Below are 23,660 nucleotides of genomic sequence, written 5' to 3' on the forward strand. Positions count from 1 at the left end.
TAGGCGTTTCTTGCTCTTTTTTATTAACATAGTAGAGCAAGAACTTTTATTTGTGTATTTTAGATTAACTTTATTCCTTCGTACTTCCTATTTTACTAATTAAGCTATTAAAAAATATAGCATTTAGGTATATATAGTATTTCTAGGTTGTAATGGAATTATAGGTTTGGAAATTTTGAATTAAATTGTATTTCATAGACCTATTACACCAATACGTGTGTTTTCATAATGAGAATTAAGTACTAAGTCTATCATAGCATTGGCATAATCACTATAGCTGATTTTACTTTCATTGTTAGCATTAACTTCAAATTTTTCGCCTATGATTTTATAATGATTGGTTTTTGGAAGATCTGGTGAAAAAATAGCAGATGGACTCACATATACCCATTTAAAACCTTTTTCATTGCGTAAAAATTCCAATACTTCCGCATTTGCTTTAGCTATATCCAAATACTCTTTAGGAAAATCAGGCATATCCATAAGTCTTGTAGTATGATTCTCATCCATATATAAACTTCCAGCACCCCCTACAACAAATAATTTAACCTTGCTTCCTTGTAAAATTTCACTCAACCATTCTATATGCTTTTTATGCAAGCTTAAATTTTCCCATTCTCCAAAAGCGTCGATAATAATATCAAAATCTATCAGATCTTTAGAATCAAGCTCAAAAAGATCTTTTTGTACTATTTTAGCTTGAGGTAAAAATTCATTCATTTTAGAGCTATTGCGTACAAAACATACCGGCTCTAAATTTCTTTTTAAAGCTTCTTTGCTGATTTCTTTGCCTACTTTACCACTTGCACATAAAATTGCTATTTTCATAAATATCTCCTTTTTAAGTATTTTTACATAAAAAATGCAATCTTGAAATTATAAATATATTTACTACTAAAAATCAAGTAGATATTATTTTATAATATAGTATCTATTTTAGGAGTATTGTGTTATTTTAATATTTTAATGAGATAAATTTTTTAAAAATATGTTATAATTTTAAAAAATAAGGATTATAATGAAAAAATATCATTCTCTTTGTCCTATTGAAACCACGCTTAATTTGATAGGAAATAAATGGAAAATTTTAATTATTCGAGATTTATTGCAGGGGACTAAAAGATTTGGAGAGTTGAGAAAAAGCATTTCATCTACAAAAAATCAAAATATCTCTCAAAATGTCCTTACACAAAATTTACGAGAATTAGAAGAAGCAAAACTGATCAAACGCAAAGTTTATGCAGAAGTTCCTCCAAGAGTTGAGTACTCACTTACATCTTTAGGCAATAGTTTAGAACCCATCTTAAAAAGTCTTGAGAATTGGGGAGATAGCTATAAAAATATCGTTTAAAAAATAAATTAATATATCAATATATATTGACATATTAATTTATATATGTTTATTTTTGGAAATATTTTTACAAGGATAAAAAATGCAGTCTTTTTTAAATACTTTCAAAGAGTTTTTATATCTATTTGCTGAGCTTTCTATACTTTTTATAGCTATTTCTTTTTTAGTTTCTATATATCAATCAAAAATACGAAGGAATTTTTAAAACAACTTGCTGGTAGTAAAATTTCAAGTTATTTTAAGCTATATTTTTAGGTGCTTTAACGCTATTTTGTTCTTGTTCTACCATACCACTTTTAAGAGCTTTTTTGGAAGTGAAAGTAAAACTTAGCGTAACTTTAGTTTATCTTTTTACTTCGTCTGTTATTAATCCTATTTTTTCCATGCTTTTTGTAACTTTTGGTTTAAAGTTAAGTTTGATTTATGTGGTTTTTTTTGATATTTATTATTTCTTTTGTTTTTTCTAAATTTAATGAAGAGAGTTTTTTAAAACATATTTCTAAAAAATACAAAATCAAATATTTTTATTCAACCTTGCAATCCTAGCGATTTTATTTTTAAACAAAAATCATGTTGTGCAAATACTCAAGATAAGCCTAAAAATATAACGATAAACTATAAAGAATTATTCAAAGAAAGTTTGAAAAATTATAAAAATTATTACCTTATATGGTTGTGGCAGTTTTTATTGGTGCTTTTATTCATGGTTTTATTTCTCAAGAAATTTAAAAATACCTAAATAGCAATGAAATTTTAAGCATTATATTAGCGGTTTTTTAGGAATTTTCCTTTATTTAAGAGTGGAAACTATTATTCTTATAGGCTTAGCACTTTTGCAAATGGGAATTTCTCAACGAGTGATTATAAGTTTTTTAATCGCTGGTACTGGATGTTCTTTATCTGAGCTTATTTTACTCAAGCAAATGTTAAAATGAAATTTTTATTTGTTATGATTATTTTAGGCGTGTTTATATCTTTTGGAATTTTTATTAATTTAAGGAAATAAAATGCAAAAATTTTTAACCATTATTTCAGCGATCAATGATGAAAGTAGGGTTTTGATTTTGTATCATCTTTTAAGATATAAAGAACTTTGTGTTTGTGATTTGCAAGAGTTTTTAAACATGGATCAATCAAGACTTTCAAGACATTTAAAAATTTTAAAAGATGCGGGTTTTTGTATGTAAGACGTCAAGAAACTTGGGCGTATTATGGGATTAATGATGAGCTTTTAAAACTGCATTTAGATATTTTTGACAATATTAAAAATTTAGAGCTTAAAAATGCTATTAAAAATGAAAATATTATTATCCAAATTTGCCTTTAATATAAAATCAGCCCTTGAACTTATGTAATTTATCACAAGGTTGATAATCCTTACTTTCTAGATTAAACCTATCAATTTGATCTTTTAACATATCATCATAAATTTTTATTTTTTAGCTAGAATTTTTTCACTTTTTTTAATATTTTGATCTGATTTTGTATTTTTTTTTCTTTATTTGCTTTAACATCTCTTATCTTTTTTGGCAATTTTTATATCCAAAGAGTAAAATGTTTTATATAATGCCTAATTTGTTCTATTGATATACTTGAATTTCTAAGCCATTCTATCTATTTTACCTATCCTACATCGCTTTTTGAAAAATATTTCACACTATTTTCAATTTTTTGACAAAAGAAAACAAACCTTTTTTATTAAAGTATGGGCACTAATTTTTGTTTCTTTTTATACTTCTTTTATAGTAAAGCCATAATTTTCTTCTTTTAAATAATTATTTACAATAAAAGTTTATTTTGTATTTTATTTGATAAAATAATATTAAAAATTTTAGTTTTAAACTAAAAATAAGCATAAAATATATTTTTCAAGATTATGTTTAAAACTCTTTAGTATTTAATTTTTTCTATTCTTTTGGTTTTTTTAAATTTAGAGTAAATTTTATAATCTTATATGTATCAGGATTTGTTATAGCATATAATAAATTTTTTGCTATAGTTCTATAAAGTTAGGTAGCTTAATTTTATTAAAATCGCTATAGTATTTAACTTTCATTATTCATTTGTGTATCTAAGTAAGCTAATCAAATTAAGGAGTTTTTATGTCTCCCCTATGGTTTCAACTTTAAGTTTAAAAAACCTAAAATTTAGATATAATTTCACAAAATGCTTACTATATCACTTCATAGTTAAATTTGATTAAGAAATTTCACCAAAGGTTAAAACTTAAGGCGGATTTTATTATATTAGAATGCAAATTGTTAATATTTTTTATCTCTTTTAATACTCGTTTTTCTGCCCTTTTTTTCTCCTTTTTTAAAATATAATGTTTATAAAGCTTAAAAAGTATATTAAAATACTTTAAAATTAAAGAAGGAGTTTATGAAAATTATTATACTTATTTTATTAATAATTTCCATATTTGCTTATATTGATAAAGTCAAAAAGAAAAAATTATTTTTTAGTATTGTTAATTTCTAAATCCAAATAATATCCAGTATAAGATCCAGTTTTTTTATGATCTTTTGCTACTTTTTCTACATTTCCTGTGCTGATTACTTTTCCACCTTTTATCCCACCTTCTGGACCCATATCGATGATATAATCAGCATTTTTAATTACATCTAAATTATGTTCTATAACAAAAACAGAATTTTTAAGATCAACTAAATGTTGCAATACGGAAATAAGTTTATTAACATCTTCAAAATGAAGTCCAGTAGTAGGTTCATCAAGAATATAAAGTGTTTTTCCAGTATCGCTTCTACTTAATTCTTTAGCAAGTTTAATTCTTTGAGCTTCTCCGCCGCTTAAAGTTGTGGCATTTTGTCCCAAAGTAAGATAATCAAGTCCTACCTTAACTAAAGTGTCTAGTTTTTGACGAATTTTTGGTACTGAAGCAAAAAATTCATTAGCTTCTAAAACACTCATATTTAATACTTCACTGATATTTTTTCCTTTATAATTAATTTCTAAGGTGGCATCATTATAGCGTTTTCCATGACAAGTATCACAAACCACCATAACATCGGGTAGAAAATGCATTTCTATTTTAATTTCTCCATCACCACTGCATTTTTCACAACGTCCTCCTTTAACATTAAAAGAAAAACGTCCAGCTTTATAACCTCGCATTTTTGCTTCTTTGGTAGCTGCAAAAAGATTTCTTATTTCATCCATAGCACCTGTATAAGTAGCAGGATTAGAACGTGGAGTTCTTCCTATAGGACTTTGATCAAGATAAATAACTTTATCTAGCTTATCAAGTCCTTCAATTTCTACGCCACCAAGTTTTTTAACTTTTTTGGCACGATTTAATTCTTCTTGAGCGAAGGGCAAAAGAGTTTGCAGAATAAGAGAACTCTTACCCGATCCTGAAACACCAGTAATAGCAACTAGATTTTGTAAAGGAAAACTAACGCTTAGATTTTTAATATTATTAATATTAACATTTTTAAGTTCTAGCCATTCTTTTTGTTTTCTGTTATAAAGTTGTGAAATTTGTTTTTTGCCATTCATATAAAGCGCGGTTTCACTTTTACTTTTTAAAAGTTCTTTATAAGTTCCGCAAAATACAACTTCTCCGCCAAATTTTCCTGCTTTTGGGCCAATATCTACTATAAAATCTGCTTCTTCAATAGTCATTTTATCATGTTCTACAACAATTAAAGTATTACCTTTTTGTTGCAAATTTCTTAAAGTTTTTATGAGTTTTGCTGTATCTCTTTCGTGAAGTCCAATACTTGGCTCATCTAATACATACATAACTCCACTTAATCCACTTCCAATTTGAGAAGCAATGCGAATTCTTTGTGCTTCGCCACCACTTATAGTTCTTGCATCACGTCCTAAAGAAAGATAACCAAGACCTACATCATACAAGAAAAAAAGTCTTTCATTAATTTCTTTTAATATGGGTTTTGCAATAAGTTTTTGTTGCTTACTTAAATAGGAAAAATTTTTTTCATTGGAAAAAAAAGTTGTGCTATCTTCTATGCTCATATCTAAAATTTCACCTAAATCTTTTTTTGCAACGCGCACAGCTAAACTTTCAGGTTTTAAACGATATCCTTGACAATCTTTACAGATTTTTTCACTCATGTATTCGCCTAAATCTTTTTCATCTTTTAGCATCTCATAAGCCATTTTAACAACACCCTCAAAAGTTCGTTTTAAACGATTTCTTTTCCAAAAAAATTCTATAGTTTTTGCATTGCCATATAATACAAGACGTTTTTCTTCTTCGCTAAGTTCTAAAAAAGGTTTTTTGATGGAAATTTCATTTTGTTCGCAAAAGGCAATTAAAAATTTATAATAATAACTTTTATTAAAACCATACATGATTTTTACAGCACCATTTTCTATACTTAAATTTTCATCAATAATCTTTTTCATATCTAAAGTATAACGAATACCTAATCCATCACAAGATTGACAAGCGCCTTTTGGAGAATTAAATGAAAAGCTTAAAGGTTCTAGGGGAACAAAAGAAATTTTACAATTAAAACAGGCTGAATGCTCACTATAATGGTAGTGTTTATTAATACCCATTTCTTCGTGATTTAAAACTTCAATTTCAATTTCTCCAAAACTTTCTTCCAAACCTTTTTCGATATCACTTGCAAGCCTTGAAAGTAAATCTTCACTAATTTCAAGACGATCAATAACTAATTTTATCGTGTGTTTTTTTGTTTTTGCAAGTTCTATTTCTTCATCAAGTCTAACTAAAACTCCATCAATTTGAGCTCTAACATAGCCTTTATTGCGTAAATTTTCAAGCAAATCAGTATAGGTGCCTTTTTTTTCTCTTATTAAAGGTGCATAAATAATAATTTTTGCTCCTTTGGGAAATTTTAGAATTTCATTGACTATATCATTAGCGCTCATGGATGAAATTTCTTGACCGCATTGATGGCAATGTTGTATACCTATTCTTGCATATAAAAGTCTTAAATAGTCATAAATTTCGGTAATAGTTCCAACAGTAGAGCGAGGATTTTTAGAAGTTGTTTTTTGATCAATAGCAATAGCAGGAGTCAAGCCTTCTATTTTATCCACATCAGGTTTTCCTACTTTATCCAAAAATTGTCTCGCATAAGCACTTAAACTTTCTATATAACGGCGTTGTCCTTCAGCATAAAGTGTTCCAAAAGCAAGTGTTGATTTTCCACTACCGCTAAGACCCGTAAAGACTATAAGTTTATTTTTTGGAATTTCAAGATTAATATTTTTTAAATTATTTTCTTTGGCGCCAATAATTTTAATTTTATCATTCATAGTTTTTCCTAAAAATTTATATAAAAAATCTAAAATTTTAACACAATTTTACTAAAAGCTGATAATTGCAAGCTTTTTAAGCAAGGAATGCGTTGTTCCAAGTATCGATAAAGCGTAAATGCAAAGTAAAATTTTTCTATGAGAAGAAATTTGCATTTTTTCAATAATTTTTATACCAATAAAAACTCCTATCATTGAGGCAATACCTACAATAATACCTTTATGAATCACCACATGATCGATAACTCCTGAAGTTGATAGAGATAAAACTCCAGAAATAGAGGCAAAAATAACAAAAAATAAGGATAAAGAAACTACTTTTTTACTATCATATCCTAAAAAATAAGCTAAAATCGGAGCAATTAAAAGCCCACCGCCTATACCTAAAGAAATTGCAAAAATTCCAGTAAAAGAACCGGCTATAAACAAAATAATATTTTTTTGCAAGGTGCTTCTTTCATTTTTAACAGCATTTTCCTTAACACCAAAAGCATATTTTATAAAAAAAACACAACTAACACATAAAAAGATTGTTGTTAAACTAATATCATTTAAAAATTTTAAAAGTAATCCACTAAAGCTTGCTCCTAAAAGCCCACCAAGTCCTATAACAATACCATCTTTAATATTTAAATTTTTCTTTTTATAATTAATATAAGATCCAAAAATTGCAGCAAAAATCATTTGTAAAACTGAAATTCCAATTGCATGATGAGAGCTTTCGTTTAAAACAAGCATTGCAGGGACTATAACCATGCCTCCACCTATACCAAAAAGACCTGAAGTTATACCCGAAAATATGCCTATTAATAAATAAGGTAGATCTGAAAAATTCATATTTCTTCCTAAGTGGTTGGTTGATTTTATAAGTTAAATATTTTATCTTATTAAACTAAGTCTTATCTTACATTTAGTGATAAAAAGTATTTTAATATTTATCTTTTCGTGTTATTTATCTAGTTTGTATAAATAGTTTATAAGCAAATTTATTTTATTATAATTTATAATAATTATTATAGGGTTTTAATTAAAGGCGGTTATATATTATGTTAAAAACTCTTGAATATTCCATAGTCCATTTTTTTGAGCACATTTTAGAGATCCATATGGAACCTGTTGAAGAATTAAAAGGTGAATTTTATGGCTCTAGTATTTCTGTAGTAGAAAGAAATAATAGAGAATATAATTTTTATTTATTTTTTTCGACAGAATTTTTACATTTAGTTTCAACAATTTTAATTGGAGAAGAAGATTTTCAAGAAGATGATAGGTGTGATCTTGCTAAAGAATGCGCCAATCAAATTGTAGGATATGCAAAAAAATTGCTCAATGATGCTAAAGGTAGTGATGATGAGTATAAGCTTGGCATACCAGAATATTTAGGAAGAATAAATAACCCAAATATTATTTTAGACCAGTCATTAACTTATGGTTTTAAAGATTATTGTTTTAGAATAGGATATTGTCAATAATGAGTAATGAAATAGAATTTGAAGCTCATGGACTCTTACAATCTTATGAGGATATTTTAGATATCAGTGTAGATTTTGTCAGTGAGCTTGGTACGACAAATATGAGCGTGGCAGATCTTTTAAGATTAGAAGTGGGTTCTGTGATTGATCTTGAAAAACCTGCTGGCGAAAGTGTGGAGCTTTATATCAATAAACGTATCTTCGGTAAAGGAGAAGTGATGGTTTATGAAAAAAATTTAGCAATAAGAATTAATGAAATTTTAGATTCTAAAACTGTACTTCAATACTTTAAAAAAGAAATATAGAATGAGATTTTTTTTATTGTGTTTTTTAACTTTACCTTTGTTTGCAGTTAAATTGGTCGATTATAATATTTATGATAGAAATGATCGAGTGGATTTGATGCTTTCTTTTGATAATGCTTATAATGGAAAAATTTCTCAAACAAAAGATAAAAATTTCATTCTTTTAACTTTTAGTAAGCTAACATATTCTAAAGATGAATTAAAAAATTTAAGTTCTAAGCTCGTTGATAGAATCAGTATTAGCTCCAAAAATAATGATACTTATATTATGTTAAAAAACAAACAAAATATTTCACTTAATGTGAGTTCTATTAATGATAAATTCGGGGTAAGAATTAGAGTTACGCAAGAAAATAAGCAAAAAGAATTAACTCAAGATTCTATTTTAAAATCAAATCATGAAAAAGAAACTCCATTTGAATTTAAGGATAAAAATTTGGTTAAATATGATTATACAAACTATATTTTAGTTATGGTAATTTTAATAATTTTACTTGTGATACTTTGGTGGCTTAAAAATTCTTTGATTTCAAAAAAAAGTGGTATTTCAAGAGATTTTCGTATGGTTTTTCAAAGATTTTTAGATAAAAATAACCAATTAGTTGTTTTTGAATATGATCATAAAAGATATACTATGATAATAGGTAATTCCAATGTTATTTTAGAAAGTATGAAGATAGAGCAAGAAAAAATTGACTCAGAAGAAAAAGAAAAAAATTTTGATTCTTTTTTTGAAGAAAATAAAAAACGCATACAAAATCTTATAGAGCAACGTCAGAAAAAATGATACTAAGGTTTTTGATTTTTGCAATTTTTTTCAATTCTTCTTTTGGCAAATTTAATTCTTTAAATTCATTAAAAATATAAAGCGTATTATCTAAAACAGAAAAATTAATTTTGCTCTCATTGGCATTATTTAAGGTTTTTGCTAAATTAAGTATAAAATTTAGCCAAGAAAGAATATGGAAATTAGGTAAAAGTTGCTTATGGGGTTCTAGATTATAAGGGTTGATTTTTTTTCCATTTAGTTTGATAATATTTGCGATTAAAACTTTTTCTTTATGTGAAAAACCATAATTTAATCCACCTAAAACAAAATGGGCAGAATGTTCATTTGAAAAATAAAAATTTAAATATTCTCCTATATGACACAACTTAGCTGCGGCCAATAAACTTTGTTTATAATAATCATGAATTTTATGAATATTTTTTAAAACATTAAATAATTGCATTGCAAATTTGGCTGTATGATTGTTTTTATTTTCTTGTAAAAATCTATCTTGCAAAGATTTTAAGCTAGGGTTAAAATTTGTAGGAAAATGATTGTTTGGGCGTAATAAATCTTTTAAATATATACCTTCTCTAATTCCTACTCCACTTGTTATAATATGTTTTGTATTAAGCTTTTGGGCGATTTTTAAAAATATAAAAATTCCTTTTTTTATAGTATCAAAACGATCTTTTTTGATGCCAAAATTTGCCAAGGAATCAACTTTAGCTTCAAGAATTTTTTCGATATGTTCTCTTTCATCTTCTAAATCATAGCGAAAATCATGTAAATTTTTCAAAGGATAGGAATTTTTTTGCATAATAGAATTTGAAATAGCTCTTAAACTTCCACCTATTGCTATGAGATTGTGATTGCAAAATTCTTTAGGGATTTGTTTTAAAATAGGATCGATAAATTGATTTAAAGATTTAGCAGTTTTTCCTTTATCAAAAAACAATTCTTTTAATCTGACTGTTCCTATATCTAAAGAAATACAAGAAACTATTTTATTGTTTTTGATTAAACAAAGTTCGCTTGATCCTCCACCTATATCAAGAGTAGTAGCGTCTTTAAAAGGGCTTAGAAGATTTAAAGCGGCTAAACCACCTAGATAGCTTTCTTCTTTTCCGTCAATACATCGAATATTTAAATTTAAATTGGTTTTAATTCTTTTTATAAATTCTTTAGAATTTGGAGCGTCTCTTAAAGCTGAAGTTCCTATGATGAAAATTTTTTTACACTTGTGTTTTAAGGAACATTGTTTGAAAAATTTTAAAGCATTTTCAGCCTTTTGCATAGCTTCTTCTTGAAGAATTTTGCCATTATTATAAGAATTTTCACCCAATCTTACTTTACGCTTATATTCACAAGTTGTGTAAAAACCATATCTTGAAGTTTTTTCAAAAATCACCATTCTAATTGAATTTGATCCCAGATCAACAACAGCGGTTTTTTTAGCCATTATAGATCTCTATTGCGATTTTTTAATTTTAACTCTTCTATACTTTCTATATTATCAGGATCTGGAATAATGCATTCATAAGGACAGGCTACTATACAAGCAGGTTCTGAAAAATCATTGACGCATTCGGAACAAAGATCAGCATCAATAACATAAATTGGACTATGTTCATAAATAGCCTCATCGGGACATTCTTCTCTGCAAGCGTCACAACATACGCAATCTTTTGTTATTAAAAGAGCCATTATAACCTTTCTATAAACTAAATAATATTTGTCTAGTTTATACAATAATCAAACTTAAATATAATATAAAAATAAATAAAAAAGATAAATTTTACACCATTTATTTGGTGCAAAATTTTTATTAGGATTTTTTAGGAAAGCAGAAACGATATCCTCTTCTACGAACTGTTTCAATAGTGGAAATATTTAAAGGTTTATCCATTTTTTGACGAATTTGATTGATAGCTACTTCGATAACATTTGGAGTTACAAGTTCAGGTTCTTCCCAAATAGCATCTAAAAGTTGCTCTTTGGAAACAATTTGATCCGAGTGTCTAGCTAAGTGAGTTAAAACCTCAAAAGGTTTTCCTTTAAGTTCTATATCTTGTTCTTTATAGGTGATTTTTTCTTCATCTGGATCAATAATAAGATCTTCAATTTTAATTACATTTGTTCCGCCAAGTCTTAATCTTGCTTCGATTCTTGCCAATAAAATATCAAAATCTAAAGGTTTTTTTATAAAATCATCAGCACCTGCTTTAAGAGCTTTTATTTCTGTTTCTTTATCGGTTTTTGAAGACATGATAACTATTGAAGTTCTAGGAGATTTTTGTTTTATGATATTAATAAGCTCTGAGCCATCGCCATCGGATAAATTCCAGCTAGCTAACACTAGATCATAATGTCTTATTCCAATATAATATTCTCCATCTTTAAAATTTTCCGATGAATCTGTTTGGTAACCAAATTCATTAAGTTTATCTATAATAGACTTATTAAGGCTAATTTCATCCTCTATAACTAAAATTCTCATTGTTTTATCCTTCATAATAAGAAAATTTTAAAAAATTATAACATAGTTTAAGTAAATGTTTAGATATCTTTAAAAAAAAATTAATATCTTTTTTTTAATTTTACCCCAACTATGCTATTTTTTATTATTTTAGGTTTAAAAGTTGCTATTTTTAAATAAATAATTTGAGGAAATTTAGAATGAAGTTTTTCACATACAAAATCTACAGATTCTTCTAAGGTAAAAAATTTCTCTTTTTTATAAATTTTTTTAATTTTTTTTGAAACCTTTGCATAGTCTAAAAAATCATTTGCTTTGGCTTTTAGTTTGACGCAAATTTTTTGTTTTTTTTTGCGTTCAAAGTTTAAAATTCCAATAATACATTTAAAATGTATTTTTATGCTTATATGACTTTGCATTCTTTTTTGAAAATCAATCTATAGATATTTGGAATATGTTTATAAAAAATAAGAAAAGCTATGATAAATACTGGTGCATGAGTGTTAATAACCTCCATATTATAATTGAAAATAAAAGAGCTACCAATAAAAGTTACCAAAGCTAGTAATGATGCTAAAGAAGAAATTTTAAAAATTTTACCCACAATAAGCCAAATAATAAAAGCCGTTATAACTTCTAAAGGCAAAAGCACAATCATAGCCCCAGCACCTGTTGCAACACCCTTGCCACCTTCAAATAATAAATAAATTGAATAGCAATGTCCAAATACAGCTAATACAGCAACACTCCAAAGTATGTTTAAATCATAATTTAAAAATTTTAATATAAGTAAAGGTAATGCAGCTTTTGCAAAATCTAGAATCACTGTTGCAATGGCAAGTTTTTTAGCTAAAGTTGGATTGTATTGTTTTACAACCCTTAAAACATTAGTTGCTCCTATATTTTTTGATCCTTGATTTTTAATATTTATATTTGCAAATTTTTTTGTCAAAATTAGTCCAAAAGGAATTGCGCCTAGGCAATAAGCCATAGCATAAATAATTAAATTTTCCACTGTAATAAACCTCGTAATATTTTTTAGGTTTTTATAATTTAAGGTATTATAGATAAAAAAAATAAATGAGTCTAGTTAAGAATAAAAAATACTAATACATATTTTTTATTCTTATTTAAGTATTAAAAGAATACTATTTATTCATAATTTATTAAGATAAATTAATAAATTTAAAATTTTAATTCCATAGTAAGGAGTAAGGATGAGAACTTTATTGTTTACAGCAATATTTGTTGCTTCAAGTCTAAGCGCAATGAATTTAATTGATGAAGCTAAAAATTCTGGTTTAAAACCTTTGCCAAAAGATCAAAAAGGTGTTGAGGAAATTTTAAAATCAAATGGAATAAAAGCAAGCCATTTTGATCTTAGAAAAGTTGAACTTGGTAAAAAACTTTATTTTGATCCTAGACTTTCAAAAAGTGGTATTATTTCATGTAATACTTGTCATAATTTAGGCTTAGGTGGTGCAGATGGAGTTTCAACGGCTATAGGAAATAAATGGAAAGAAAATCCTCATCACTTAAATTCTCCAACTGTTTATAATGCATTTTTAAATAATGTGCAGTTTTGGGATGGTCGTGCTAAAAATTTAGCAGATCAAGCTAAAGGTCCTATACAATCAGAACCAGAAATGGCTACTCCTGCAAAATTAGCTGTTGAAAAAATTTCATCTTTACCTGAATATGTGAAAGAATTTAAACAAATTTATGGCAAAAGCGGTGTTAGTTTTGATAATATAGCTGATGCGATAGCAAATTTTGAAAGGACTTTAATTACTCCATCACGTTTTGATGCTTTCTTAAATGGCGATGAAAAAGCTTTAAGCAATGATGAGAAAAAAGGTTTAAGACTTTTTATAGATAAAGGATGCGTAGCTTGTCATAATGGAGTTAATTTAGGTGGAAATATGCAACCTTTTCAAGTAGCTGGAAAATATAAATTTTCTAATTTAGGTGATTTTAAAGGGGATGCAAATGGAATGGTTAAAACACCGACTTTAAGAAATGTTGCTGAAACAGCTCCTTATTTTCATAATGGTGCAATTTGGAAATTAACTGATGCTATTAAAGAAATGGGAAGTGTACAACTTGGAATCAATATTTCTAACAAAGATGCAGAAAGTATCGAAACATTTTTAAAATCCTTAACAGGTGTTAAACCTAAAATAATTTATCCTCAGCTTCCAGCTTCTACTGAAAAAACACCACTACCTCAATTTTAAATTAAACTAATAGACTTTTTAAGTCTATTAGTTTTTTAGACTTTATTTTTTGTTATAATTTAAAGCAATACTATCAAAAAAAGGATACAAATGAAACTTTTTGGAACAGATGGTGTAAGAGCAAAAGCTGGAGAATTTCTAGATAGTTTTTTAGCAATGCGTTTAGCCATGGCTGCTGGAATTTATTTTAAAGATAAGAGTATTACTAATAATATTTTAGTAGGTAAAGATACTAGACGAAGTGGTTATATGATAGAAAATGCCATTGTATCAGGTCTTACTTCTATAGGATATAATGTTATTGAAATAGGACCTATGCCAACTCCTGCCATTGCTTTTTTAACAGAGGATATGCGTTGTGATGCGGGTATAATGATTTCAGCTTCTCATAATCCCTATTATGATAATGGTATTAAATTCTTTGATGCACATGGAAATAAGCTTAATGAAGATATTGAAAGAAAAATTGAAGAAATTTATTTTAATGACAAGCTTATACAAGATTCCAAAGTAAGCATGGATCAGATAGGACAGGCTAAAAGAATCGATGATGTTATAGGACGTTATATCGTTTCAATTAAAAATTCTTTTCCTAAAGATTTGACTTTAAAATCATTACGTGTTGTTTTGGATGTGGCGCATGGAGCTTCTTATAAAGTGGCTCCAACTGTATTTAGGGAACTTGGAGCAGAGGTTATTGTAATCAATGATCAACCAAATGGGCTTAATATTAATGAAAATTGTGGAGCTTTGCATCCTTCACATTTGGCATCTGAAGTAATAAAATTTCGTGCAGATGTTGGTTTTGCTTTTGACGGAGATGCTGATCGTTTAGTGGTGGTAAATGAAAAAGGCGAAGTAGCACATGGAGATAGCTTATTGGGTGTTTTAGCTCTTTATTTAAAAGAACAGGGCAAGCTAAAATCAAGTGTTGTTGCAACTATTATGAGCAATGGAGCATTAAAAGAGTTTTTAAATAAGCATGAAATTTTACTTGAGACTTGTAATGTTGGAGATAAATATGTGCTTGAAAAATTAAAGACAATTGGTGGAAATTTTGGCGGAGAACAAAGTGGACATATTATTTTTAGTGATTATGCTAAGACAGGGGATGGGCTTATAGCAGCTTTACAATTTAGTGCATTAATGCTTTCAAAGAAAAAAAGCGCTAGTGCGATTTTAAGTCAAATTAAACCTTATCCGCAACTTTTAACAAATTTAAAAATTTCTGAAAAAAAAGATTTAGAAAAAATTAAAGGTTTGAAAGAATTAAAAAGAGATTTGGAAAATAAAAATATTAATTATTTATTTCGTTATTCTGGAACTGAAAATTTGATTAGACTTTTGTTAGAGAATAAGGATATTAAAGTTTTAGAAAAAGAAATGAATAATGTTATTAATTTTTTCAAGAAAGCTTTAAATGAATAAAAATTTAACATTTATTTTTTGTTTCATAGCAGCATTTGTTTTAGATCAATGGGTTAAACAATTAACTTTAGGTGGAATGAGATGGCAAAGTGAATATTTTGATTTAACTTTTGCTTTAAATACCGGTATTGCATTTTCAATGCTCAGTTTTTTAGACCATTATTTAAAATACTTTCATTTGGTGTTTATATTAATACTTGCAATATATCTTTTTTGGCAAAAAAAATTTTTAAAAGAACATATTGTAGCTTTTGGAATAATGTTGGGTTCTGGGTGTTCAAATCTTTTGGATCGTTTTGTACATGGTGGGGTTGTAGATATGTTTTTTTGGCACAAATGGTTTAATTTTGCTATTTTTAATGTAGCTGATGTTATGATAAATATTAGCGTTGCGTTAATTTTTATACAAGAAATTTTTTTAAAAAGAAGGAGTAAAAATGACAGAATGGATTAATGAGTATTATTTTTGGATTAAATGGGTGCATTACTTAGCTTTTGTTTCTTGGATGGCTGGACTTTTTTATTTGCCAAGACTCTTTGTGTATCATGTGGAACATAAAGAAAATAAAGGTTTTGTTGATGTGGTAAAAATTCAAGAAAGAAAACTTTATTTTGCTATACAAAATCCTGCGATGATTGCGACTTTAATTACTGGAAGTTTAATGCTACATGCCCATAAGGAAATTTTAATGGAAGGGGCAGCTTATATGCATGTGAAACTTACCTGTGTAACGCTTTTAATCCTTTTTCATATACATAATTATTTTTGTTTAAGAGCTTTATCTAAAGATATTTATACAAAAAGTGGAAAATATTTTAGAATTTATAATGAATTTCCTACAATTATGTTTATTATTATTGCTTTAATGATTGTCGTTCGTCCATTTTAATTTTAATTCGCTTTGAACTCCATACTAGCGGGTTCAAGTGGATTAACATTTTCTTTCATAATGTCAATAAAATTTTTATTTTTAATACGTTGATTATCCCTGAAAACTGCACGAACAAGATCCATTCCAGTATAAAAATCTTTCATTAAAACTACAAAAAGATATTGACCAAATTTGCTTGTAGTTAAAAAATTCCCTTCTTTTTTAATAGCCCCGCTTATTTTAAGACCTAAAAGTTCTATAAAAAGCTCCTTTTCAAGATTGCAATTAAGAGTTTTATTAAAGCGTTCAATATCTATTTTTCCCGCAAAAATTTCAGTTAAAAAGACGTATTTTATAATCTCTTTTTTGTCAAAATTAGCTTTTGCAATATTTGCATTTTGTTTTTCTTTTATCAGTTTTGAATAATCATTTAAATCAAAAGCATTAATTAAAAGTTCTCCATCTAAAAAGCTAAAAGCACCACTACCAACACCTAAATATTCATGGTGAGAACTTACATATTCATCATTGAATGTATTTTTTTCCAAAGAAAAACTCCATCCATTATTTTGTTGATAATCTTTAAAAAAGTCTCGTATAATTTGATAAAATTTAAATTCATTATCTTGAATGCTTACGCCCAAACTTTTAGCTATATTATCTTTGGTTAATCCCGATTTCATTAAAGGGTAAGTTGTAATTTGTTGAGGAGCTAAACTTTTAGCAATTGTTAAATCATTTAAAAGTTGCTCTATAGTTTGTCCCGGAAGATTAAAAATCAAATCAATACTAAAAATAGGCAAAATATTCATTGCTTTTGAGATTTTTTCTTGAAGCATTTGCGAAGAGCCAAATTTATTATATCTTGCAACTTTTTTTAAAATATCATCATTAAAACTTTGGACACCACAACTCAATCGATCAATTATACCTTTAAACATAGAAAGTTTTTCAGGTTTTATATGATTTGGATCTGTTTCGCAAGAAATTTCTTTAATGTCAAAAATTTTTTTACAAAGCTCTAGGGTTTTTAATAATTCTTCTTCGTGAATAAGAGTTGTACCGCCGCCAACATACATAGAAGTAAAATTAAATCCCTTTTCTTTGATCAAGATAATTTCTTTTCTTAAATTTTCAAAATAAATTTTAGCTAATTCTTCATCATAATAATATTTATGAAAACTACAATAAGGACAAAAGGTATGGCAAAAAGGTATATGAGCATAAAGCATATAAGTTTTATCTTCTTTTGGAATTTTTTCTTTTGGCTCTTTTAAAAGTTCAACATTAAAACCCTTCTCTAAAGATTTTTCCATCATGATATGAGAATATTTTAAAGCTAAATTTTGAAATAAATTCATAGAATAAACCTAATAATTAAAGTATAATAAAGAACTTTATCAAATTTTTACTAAATTAATGGTAAATTTTTTATATTTTGATGAGAAATTATTTTAAAAGGATAATATATTATGGAAAAATCAGAAATTGTTAAGAATTTAAATGCTTTATTTAAAAAAAGATCAGAATTTTATTCTTTTTTTGATGAAAATATTGAAAAATTACAAAATACTGAAGTTTTTGATTTTAAAAATGCAAAGGATTTAAATGCTGAAGAGATATATAAATTGTTTTATCATTATGATTATGCAATAAGAAAAATATTACCAGCTATTTATAAGGCTTATAAAATTACAAATGTTGATTTAGAAAAAGATTTCTAAATCAAGCATTTATTTTAAAGAGTTCTCTAAATTTTGAATTTCTTCTTTTTGAGTGCTTTCCCAAGAATTTTCATCTTGTTGATTAAATCCTCCACCAAAAGCTTTAATAACATCTACTATAGAGTTAGCATAAGAGTATTTTGTATTGTTAAAATTAATTTGAGAATTAAGCCAATTTTGTCGAGCTTCTAAATAATCTTGTAAAGACATTTCTCCTATATCATAACGTTCTTTAGCAATTTCATAAATTCTTTTATAAGCTTGCTCGCTTGATAAAGCATTGTCATATTGCAAGCGTATATTTTTTCTAGAAATTAAAGCATATCGAATTTCTCCAAAAGCTGTTTTTAAAGTATTTTCATAGTTTATAAAGGCCTCATCTTTATTTAATTTAGCTAAATTAATATTTTCATTTATTTCGCCCCAGTGAAAAATAGGCATTAAAAAACTTCCACCTATATTCCAAGTTTTAGATCCATTTTTTACTAAAGTATCTAAATCATTACTTTCAAAACCTAAAAGCCCAGTTAAAGAAAGACTAGGCAAGAAAGCCGAACGAGCAACACCTATAAGATAATTTTTTTGCATGAGTTTCTCTAAAGAAGAGCTAATATCTGGGCGTTGCAATAAGATCTCACTAGTAATTCCAGTTGGAATATCAAATTCTTTAAGATTAAAAGTTTGATAGTCTTGGTCTTGATAAAGTATGTCATTTAAATCATTTGAAGTTAATATTTTTAGAGCTTTGAGATAATTTTCTTTATTAAGTTGTGCTTGATTATACTGTAAAGAAATACTTTCAAGATTAGCTTTAGCTTGGGATAATTCATATTCTCCAGTAGTTCCTGTTGAAAATTTTTCATTATTAATGCGATAAATTTCTTGTGCTGCTTCATAGGCTTGTTGCAAAATATTTTCATTTTCATATGCATTCACAAGATTGAAATATGTTTGAACTGTATTTGAAATGATAGAAAGTCTTGCTGCTTCATAATCATATTGACTTGCCTCAAAAGAAGATTTACTTGCTCTGTAAGAATCTCGGTATTTACCCCAAAGATCAATTTCATAGCTTAAATTAAGACCTATCTTAAAGTCATTGCCATAATTAAATTGACCGCTTTTGTTTGTTGGTGCATTTATTGAAGTTTTACTTCTTAAAGCATTTGCACTTGCATCAAATTTTGGCATTAAATTGCTAAAATCAATTCCTAATTGAGCACTAGCTTGTTTTAAATGTATATAAGCAATTTTTAAATCAGAATTGTTTTTAAGAGCCAAATTGACGAGTTTATTTAAATGATCATCTTCAAATTCTTTCCACCATTTTTGATCAATGTTATTATTATTTTGTTTATCATTGGCAAAAGTATAATTCGCTTCAGGAATATTTAAATTCGGACTTAAAGAGCAAGCTGAAATAAATAATCCAAGACTCGCAGTAATACTCATAGAAATAATTTTATTCATGGATCTTACCTCTTTTTTTATCAATCCAAATGCTTAGATTTTCTAAAAGATAGAAAAATAATGGAACAAAGAAAATTGCTAGAGTTGAAGCAGCAACCATTCCACCTATAAGTCCAGTTCCTAAAGCATGACGAGCAGCGCTTCCTGCTCCATGGGCAAAAATCATTGGTAAGACGCCAAAAGTAAAAGCTAATGAAGTCATAACAATAGGTCTAAATCTTAATTTTGCAGCACTAACAGCAGCATCAAAAACACTCTTTCCTTTTTTTAGATGTTCTTCCATAGCAAATTCGATAATCAAAATTGCATTTTTTGCTGAAAGTCCAATTAAAAGTAAAAGTCCAGTTTGAAAATATATATCATTGTCAAACCCTGAAAGAGCTACTAAAAGAAAAGAACCAAATGCAGCAAAAGGAACAGCAGTAACAACAGCAAGTGGAATAAGCCATCTCTCATATTGGGCTGCTAGAATTAAAAATACAAAAACCATTCCTAAAATAAAAGCATATAATCCAGTTCCTTTGGAATTAACTTCTTGATAAGCTGATCCTGACCAAGCAATAGAATAATCGCTTCCTAAAGTTTCTTTGGCAACAGTTGAGATCGCTTCAATGGCCTGTCCAGAAGTATAACCTGGTGCGGGATCACCTTGTATAAGAGCAGCTGGAAAAAGATTAAATCTTTTAACATCATCAGGTCCAGCACTTCTAGCAAGGGTTAAAAATGAGTTAAGAGGTATCATTTTTCCATCATTTGATCTTACAAAGATATTTCTTAATGCATCTTGAGTATTTCTAAAATCTCCTAAGGCGCGAATATTGACTTGAAAATTTTTTCCTAACATAGGAAAGTCATTAACATAATAAGTTCCTATTGTTGCACTGATGGTATTGAAAACATCTTGCATATTGAGATTAAAATATTTCATTTTATCTCGGTCAATAATAAGCTTATATTGTGGAAAATTGGTATCAAGTGTTGTTCTTACATTGGATAATTCTTTTCTTTTTCTTGCTACTTCTAATAATTTATTAATATCTTGTTGAATTTGATCATAAGTTTTCCCGCTTTTATTTTGAGCATACATCTCAAAACCACCTGTTAGACTAAGTCCAGGAATTGCAGGAAGATTAAGGAAATAGCTTTGAGCATTTCTATCATTTGCATATTGACCAAATAGCATACCAATGATTTGATCAGAGCTTAATTTTCTTTCACTCCAATCTTTTAGTTTTAAAAATGTTGCCGCAGCATTTTCTTTTAGAGAACTTGTGAAAAGATCAAAACCTACAAGAGAAACAGCCGATTCTATACTATCAATTTTGCTAATATTTTTATTCATACTTTCTACTTCTTCTATGGTTTTATGTATAGGAGATCCAGCAGGTAGATTGATAATACTCATAACAACACCTTGATCTTCGGTTGGCACAAGTGAGTTTGGCACAATTTTATATAAATAAAAAATCGCCCCTAGCATAATACAAAAAATGAGAACAAAGCGAATAGTACGTTTAAGCATATAAGCTACACCAGCACTAAATACAGATGTGCTCCAATCAAAAAAATCATTAAATTTTTGAACAAAATAGAAAGGTTTTGACTCATTTCTTGTTAAAAAAATTGCAGATAATGAAGGAGTTAATGTGAGTGCAACAAACCCCGAGATAGCAACAGAAGCGGCTAGAGTTAGGGCAAATTGCTTTTGAATTTCTCCTACAAATCCTGAAATAAATGATACAGGGATAAAAACAGCACAAAGAACAAGAACAATAGAAATAACTGGCGAACTTACTTCATTCATAGCTTGTATGGCTGCATCTTTGATTGAAATATTAGGATCAGAATGTATGATTCTGTCAATATTTTCAACTACAATAATAGCATCATCAACGACAATACCTATAGCTAAAACAAGAGCAAAAAGAGTTAAAAGATTGATACTAAATCCAAGCAAATAAAGTACGGCAAAAGTTCCCAATAATGAAACAGGAACAGCGATCATTGGAATAAGAGTTGATCTGAAATTTTTCAAGAAAAGATACATAACAATAAGAACCAAAATTAAAGCTTCAGCAAAAGTTTTAATCACTTCTTTAATAGAGGCCTTAACGAAAATTGTTGTGTCAAAAGGAACTTTATATTTTAAACCTTGAGGGAAATTTTTAGAAAGTTCCTCAAGTCTTTGATTAATTAATTTTGCAGTGCTAACTGCATTAGCACCTGATTGTAAATTAATCATGATTGGAACGGCTGGTTTGCTACCTAAACGTCCAGTTGAACTATATTCTTGAGATCCTATTTCTACATTTGCTATATCTTTGATTCTTAAGAAAGATCTATCTTTATTGGTTCTTAAGATAATATTTTCAAATTCTTTAGGAGTAGAAAGTCTTCCTTGCATTGTTATAGAAAGCACTTGAGCAGACTTATTAATAACTGGTTCTTCACCAATTTTCCCTGTTGCGTATTGAGCATTTTGTTCATTAATAGCATTAATAACATCAGTAGCGGTTATATTAAATTTGTTTAATAGATCAGGTTTTAGCCAAATTCTCATGGAGTAATTTTTACCCCCTATGGCGCTAGCATCTCCAACTCCAGGAATTCTTTTTAATTCATCTAAAATATTTAAAGTGGTGTAGTTAAAAATATCTACATCACTCATTGAGTTATCATCTGAATAGATAGAGATAACTTCAAGTATCGAAGAAGAAGATTTTCTAACCGTTACTCCAAGCTTTTTAACTGCTTCTGGGAGTTTTGCTGTTGCAGCGGAAATTCTATTGTTTACATTGACCGTTGCTTGATCAGGATCGGTTCCTATATCAAAATAAACTGTGAGTTTCATTTGACCTGTAGAACTTGTAGAGTCCATATAAATCATATTATCAACTCCATTGATTGCATCTTCAATAGGAGTTGCAACGGTTGAAGCTATAGTTTGGGCATCTGCACCTGTGTAACTTGCCGTTACTTGGACTGTAGGAGGAGTTAGTGCAGGATATTGTTCTACAGGTAAATTAATTAAACCTATAGCTCCAGAAATTGAAATAATAATTGCAACAACAGAAGCAAATATTGGCCTTTCTATAAAAAATTTAGAGAACATTATTTACTCCCAATTTCTTGAACTTCAGTTCCAATATGAATTTTTTTGAAATTATCTAAAATAATTTTATCGCCATTTTTAATTCCAGAGTCGATAATTGCATATTCATTATTTTGGTAGTTAATATGAATTGGACTTTTTATGACTTTATTATTAACTATAGTATAAACATATACTTCATTTTGATCTTGTTTGATGGCACTTTGTGGTATTTTAAAGCCATTTTTTTGAATGAATCCCTCTGAAGTAATTGTGGCAAATGCTCCTGGTAAAAGACTAGAGTTATTATTATCAAAAATAGCTTTAGCTTTAACAGTTCCACTATCTGCATTTATTACAGAATCGATAAAATAAAGTTTTCCCTTAACCTGTTCTCCATTTAAATTTAATGTAGCTTGGATATTTTTAAGATCCCATTCCCCACTTTGGGTGTTTCGCATAATATTAAGTTTATCTGTATCAGAAATATAAAATTCTGCATAAATTGGATTAAGGTTTGTAACACGAACTAACTCTGTATTTGCAGAATTAACATAATCTCCTATATTAACTAAAGCATCTCCAACAACTCCATCAAATGGTGCAAGAATTTCAGTATGATTAAGATCGATTTTAGCATTTTGTAAATCAGCTTTTGAACTTGCAAGTTCTGCTTTTGCGCTATCAAAAGTTGCTAAAGAAGCATCATATTCTTTTTTTGAAATAGCTTTTTTTGAAAATAAAATTTTATTTCTTTCATAATCTTTTGAGGCATTATCAAAATTAGCTTTTGCCATCAAGAATTTCCCTTGTGCAGAATTAACGTTTGCTTCAAATTTATCGGGTTCAATGAGAAATAATTTTTGACCCTCTTTAACCATATCACCTGCTTTAAAATATTTTTTTAATATCACTCCGCTTACTTGAGGTTTTAATACCACATCATAATCACTCACAAGTTTTGCTGGATAAGTAAAACTAAGGGGCAAATTTTCAGATTTTGCTTCCATAAAGCTTACTGGTATTGGATTTTGTTGCATTTTCGGAGTTTCTTTTTTTTCGCAACCATAAATTAAAAATACAATACTTACTAAAAGAATATTTTTTATAATTAATCTCATCATTTTTACCTTAATTTTCGTTTTTTTATTATTAAAATATTTTTTATATTTTAGCTTAAATTTT

The 23,660-nt window shown here is 27.7% G+C and carries 21 protein-coding genes and 3 pseudogenes; 11 read left to right on the forward strand and 13 right to left on the reverse strand.

The window, feature by feature from the left end:
- Positions 1–192: 192 nt before the first annotated feature.
- Positions 193–828: an NAD(P)-dependent oxidoreductase gene (locus CMOL_RS00595; protein WP_239820363.1), complete on the reverse strand. Its 636-nt coding sequence runs from the start codon at positions 826–828 to the stop codon at positions 193–195.
- Positions 829–1,018: 190 nt separating this feature from the next.
- On the opposite strand from CMOL_RS00595, the gene rrpB reads away from it, so the two are divergent.
- The 3 genes and pseudogenes from rrpB to CMOL_RS00610 all read left to right on the forward strand — a co-directional run bounded on the left by rrpB (position 1,019) and on the right by CMOL_RS00610 (position 2,678).
- On the forward strand, positions 1,019–1,351 hold the full coding sequence (gene rrpB, locus CMOL_RS00600) for a MarR family transcription factor RrpB (RefSeq protein WP_200282083.1): 333 nt from the start codon (positions 1,019–1,021) through the stop codon (positions 1,349–1,351).
- A gap of 82 nt (positions 1,352–1,433) precedes the next feature.
- Positions 1,434–2,357: pseudogene (locus CMOL_RS00605) on the forward strand (permease).
- 1 nt (position 2,358) lies between these two features.
- Positions 2,359–2,678, forward strand: a pseudogene (locus tag CMOL_RS00610) (ArsR/SmtB family transcription factor).
- A gap of 7 nt (positions 2,679–2,685) precedes the next feature.
- Here the strand turns inward: CMOL_RS00610 and CMOL_RS00615 are convergent.
- The 3 genes and pseudogenes from CMOL_RS00615 to CMOL_RS00625 form a co-directional block, all read right to left on the reverse strand.
- Positions 2,686–3,068, reverse strand: a pseudogene (locus tag CMOL_RS00615) (MerR family transcriptional regulator).
- Between the two features lie 737 nt (positions 3,069–3,805).
- Positions 3,806–6,628, reverse strand: a complete 2,823-nt coding sequence (gene uvrA / locus CMOL_RS00620; protein ID WP_239820364.1) for an excinuclease ABC subunit UvrA — start codon at positions 6,626–6,628, stop codon at positions 3,806–3,808.
- A 51-nt stretch (positions 6,629–6,679) separates the two neighbouring features.
- Positions 6,680–7,465, reverse strand: coding sequence for a sulfite exporter TauE/SafE family protein (locus CMOL_RS00625; protein ID WP_200282074.1), 786 nt, complete (start codon positions 7,463–7,465; stop codon positions 6,680–6,682).
- Positions 7,466–7,674: 209 nt separating this feature from the next.
- Here CMOL_RS00625 and CMOL_RS00630 point away from each other — a divergent pair, with 209 nt between their 5' ends.
- From CMOL_RS00630 to CMOL_RS00640, 3 genes are read left to right on the forward strand one after another with little or no spacing between them, the layout of a single operon-like run.
- Entirely contained in the window at positions 7,675–8,100 is a 426-nt protein-coding gene (locus CMOL_RS00630) for a hypothetical protein (RefSeq protein ID WP_200282070.1), read from the forward strand.
- Positions 8,100–8,405: a flagellar motor switch protein FliN gene (gene fliN, locus CMOL_RS00635; RefSeq protein WP_200282067.1), complete on the forward strand. Its 306-nt coding sequence runs from the start codon at positions 8,100–8,102 to the stop codon at positions 8,403–8,405. Before CMOL_RS00630 ends, fliN begins: the two co-directional genes overlap by 1 nt.
- 1 nt (position 8,406) lies before the next feature.
- A complete protein-coding gene (locus CMOL_RS00640; RefSeq protein ID WP_239820365.1) occupies positions 8,407–9,192 on the forward strand; it encodes a hypothetical protein in 786 nt (261 codons plus the stop codon).
- Here the strand turns inward: CMOL_RS00640 and CMOL_RS00645 are convergent.
- The 5 genes from CMOL_RS00645 to plsY form a co-directional block, all read right to left on the reverse strand.
- Entirely contained in the window at positions 9,167–10,636 is a 1,470-nt protein-coding gene (locus CMOL_RS00645; protein WP_239820366.1) for a Ppx/GppA phosphatase family protein, read from the reverse strand. The genes CMOL_RS00640 and CMOL_RS00645 overlap by 26 nt on opposite strands.
- Complete coding sequence (locus tag CMOL_RS00650) at positions 10,636–10,881, reverse strand: YfhL family 4Fe-4S dicluster ferredoxin (protein WP_137623267.1); 246 nt, start codon at positions 10,879–10,881, stop codon at positions 10,636–10,638. The genes CMOL_RS00645 and CMOL_RS00650 overlap by 1 nt, the downstream gene beginning before the upstream one ends.
- A gap of 121 nt (positions 10,882–11,002) precedes the next feature.
- On the reverse strand, positions 11,003–11,674 hold the full coding sequence (gene hsrA / locus CMOL_RS00655) for a homeostatic response regulator transcription factor HsrA (RefSeq protein ID WP_200282058.1): 672 nt from the start codon (positions 11,672–11,674) through the stop codon (positions 11,003–11,005).
- Between the two features lie 80 nt (positions 11,675–11,754).
- Positions 11,755–12,072, reverse strand: a complete 318-nt coding sequence (locus CMOL_RS00660; RefSeq protein ID WP_200282041.1) for a dihydroneopterin aldolase — start codon at positions 12,070–12,072, stop codon at positions 11,755–11,757.
- Entirely contained in the window at positions 12,057–12,668 is a 612-nt protein-coding gene (plsY, locus tag CMOL_RS00665) for a glycerol-3-phosphate 1-O-acyltransferase PlsY (RefSeq protein ID WP_239820367.1), read from the reverse strand. The genes CMOL_RS00660 and plsY overlap by 16 nt, the downstream gene beginning before the upstream one ends.
- A gap of 202 nt (positions 12,669–12,870) precedes the next feature.
- On the opposite strand from plsY, the gene CMOL_RS00670 reads away from it, so the two are divergent.
- The 4 genes from CMOL_RS00670 to hemJ all read left to right on the forward strand — a co-directional run bounded on the left by CMOL_RS00670 (position 12,871) and on the right by hemJ (position 16,208).
- Positions 12,871–13,890, forward strand: a complete 1,020-nt coding sequence (locus CMOL_RS00670) for a cytochrome-c peroxidase (protein WP_239820368.1) — start codon at positions 12,871–12,873, stop codon at positions 13,888–13,890.
- A 90-nt stretch (positions 13,891–13,980) separates the two neighbouring features.
- The gene (glmM, locus tag CMOL_RS00675; protein WP_239820369.1) at positions 13,981–15,318 is read left to right on the forward strand and encodes a phosphoglucosamine mutase; all 1,338 of its coding nucleotides are present in this window, start codon (positions 13,981–13,983) and stop codon (positions 15,316–15,318) included.
- On the forward strand, positions 15,311–15,772 hold the full coding sequence (gene lspA / locus CMOL_RS00680) for a signal peptidase II (protein WP_200282031.1): 462 nt from the start codon (positions 15,311–15,313) through the stop codon (positions 15,770–15,772). Before glmM ends, lspA begins: the two co-directional genes overlap by 8 nt.
- Positions 15,756–16,208, forward strand: a complete 453-nt coding sequence (gene hemJ / locus CMOL_RS00685) for a protoporphyrinogen oxidase HemJ (protein WP_200282028.1) — start codon at positions 15,756–15,758, stop codon at positions 16,206–16,208. Before lspA ends, hemJ begins: the two co-directional genes overlap by 17 nt.
- A gap of 2 nt (positions 16,209–16,210) precedes the next feature.
- On the opposite strand, the gene CMOL_RS00690 is transcribed toward hemJ, so the two are convergent.
- Positions 16,211–17,551, reverse strand: a complete 1,341-nt coding sequence (locus tag CMOL_RS00690; RefSeq protein ID WP_200282025.1) for a coproporphyrinogen III oxidase family protein — start codon at positions 17,549–17,551, stop codon at positions 16,211–16,213.
- Between the two features lie 111 nt (positions 17,552–17,662).
- On the opposite strand from CMOL_RS00690, the gene cmeU reads away from it, so the two are divergent.
- On the forward strand, positions 17,663–17,914 hold the full coding sequence (gene cmeU / locus CMOL_RS00695) for a CmeU family protein (RefSeq protein ID WP_239820370.1): 252 nt from the start codon (positions 17,663–17,665) through the stop codon (positions 17,912–17,914).
- Between the two features lie 9 nt (positions 17,915–17,923).
- Here the strand turns inward: cmeU and CMOL_RS00700 are convergent, their stop codons facing one another.
- The 3 genes from CMOL_RS00700 to CMOL_RS00710 are packed head-to-tail and all read right to left on the reverse strand — an operon-like array spanning position 17,924 to position 23,596.
- Entirely contained in the window at positions 17,924–19,384 is a 1,461-nt protein-coding gene (locus CMOL_RS00700; protein ID WP_239820371.1) for an efflux transporter outer membrane subunit, read from the reverse strand.
- Positions 19,377–22,496, reverse strand: coding sequence for an efflux RND transporter permease subunit (locus CMOL_RS00705; RefSeq protein WP_239820372.1), 3,120 nt, complete (start codon positions 22,494–22,496; stop codon positions 19,377–19,379). The genes CMOL_RS00700 and CMOL_RS00705 overlap by 8 nt, the downstream gene beginning before the upstream one ends.
- Complete coding sequence (locus tag CMOL_RS00710) at positions 22,496–23,596, reverse strand: efflux RND transporter periplasmic adaptor subunit (RefSeq protein ID WP_239820373.1); 1,101 nt, start codon at positions 23,594–23,596, stop codon at positions 22,496–22,498. The genes CMOL_RS00705 and CMOL_RS00710 overlap by 1 nt, the downstream gene beginning before the upstream one ends.
- Positions 23,597–23,660 lie beyond the last annotated feature (64 nt).

Source organism: Campylobacter sp. RM10537 (assembly GCF_022369435.1).
In the GTDB taxonomy this organism is placed as follows: Bacteria; Campylobacterota; Campylobacteria; order Campylobacterales; family Campylobacteraceae; genus Campylobacter_D; species Campylobacter_D molothri.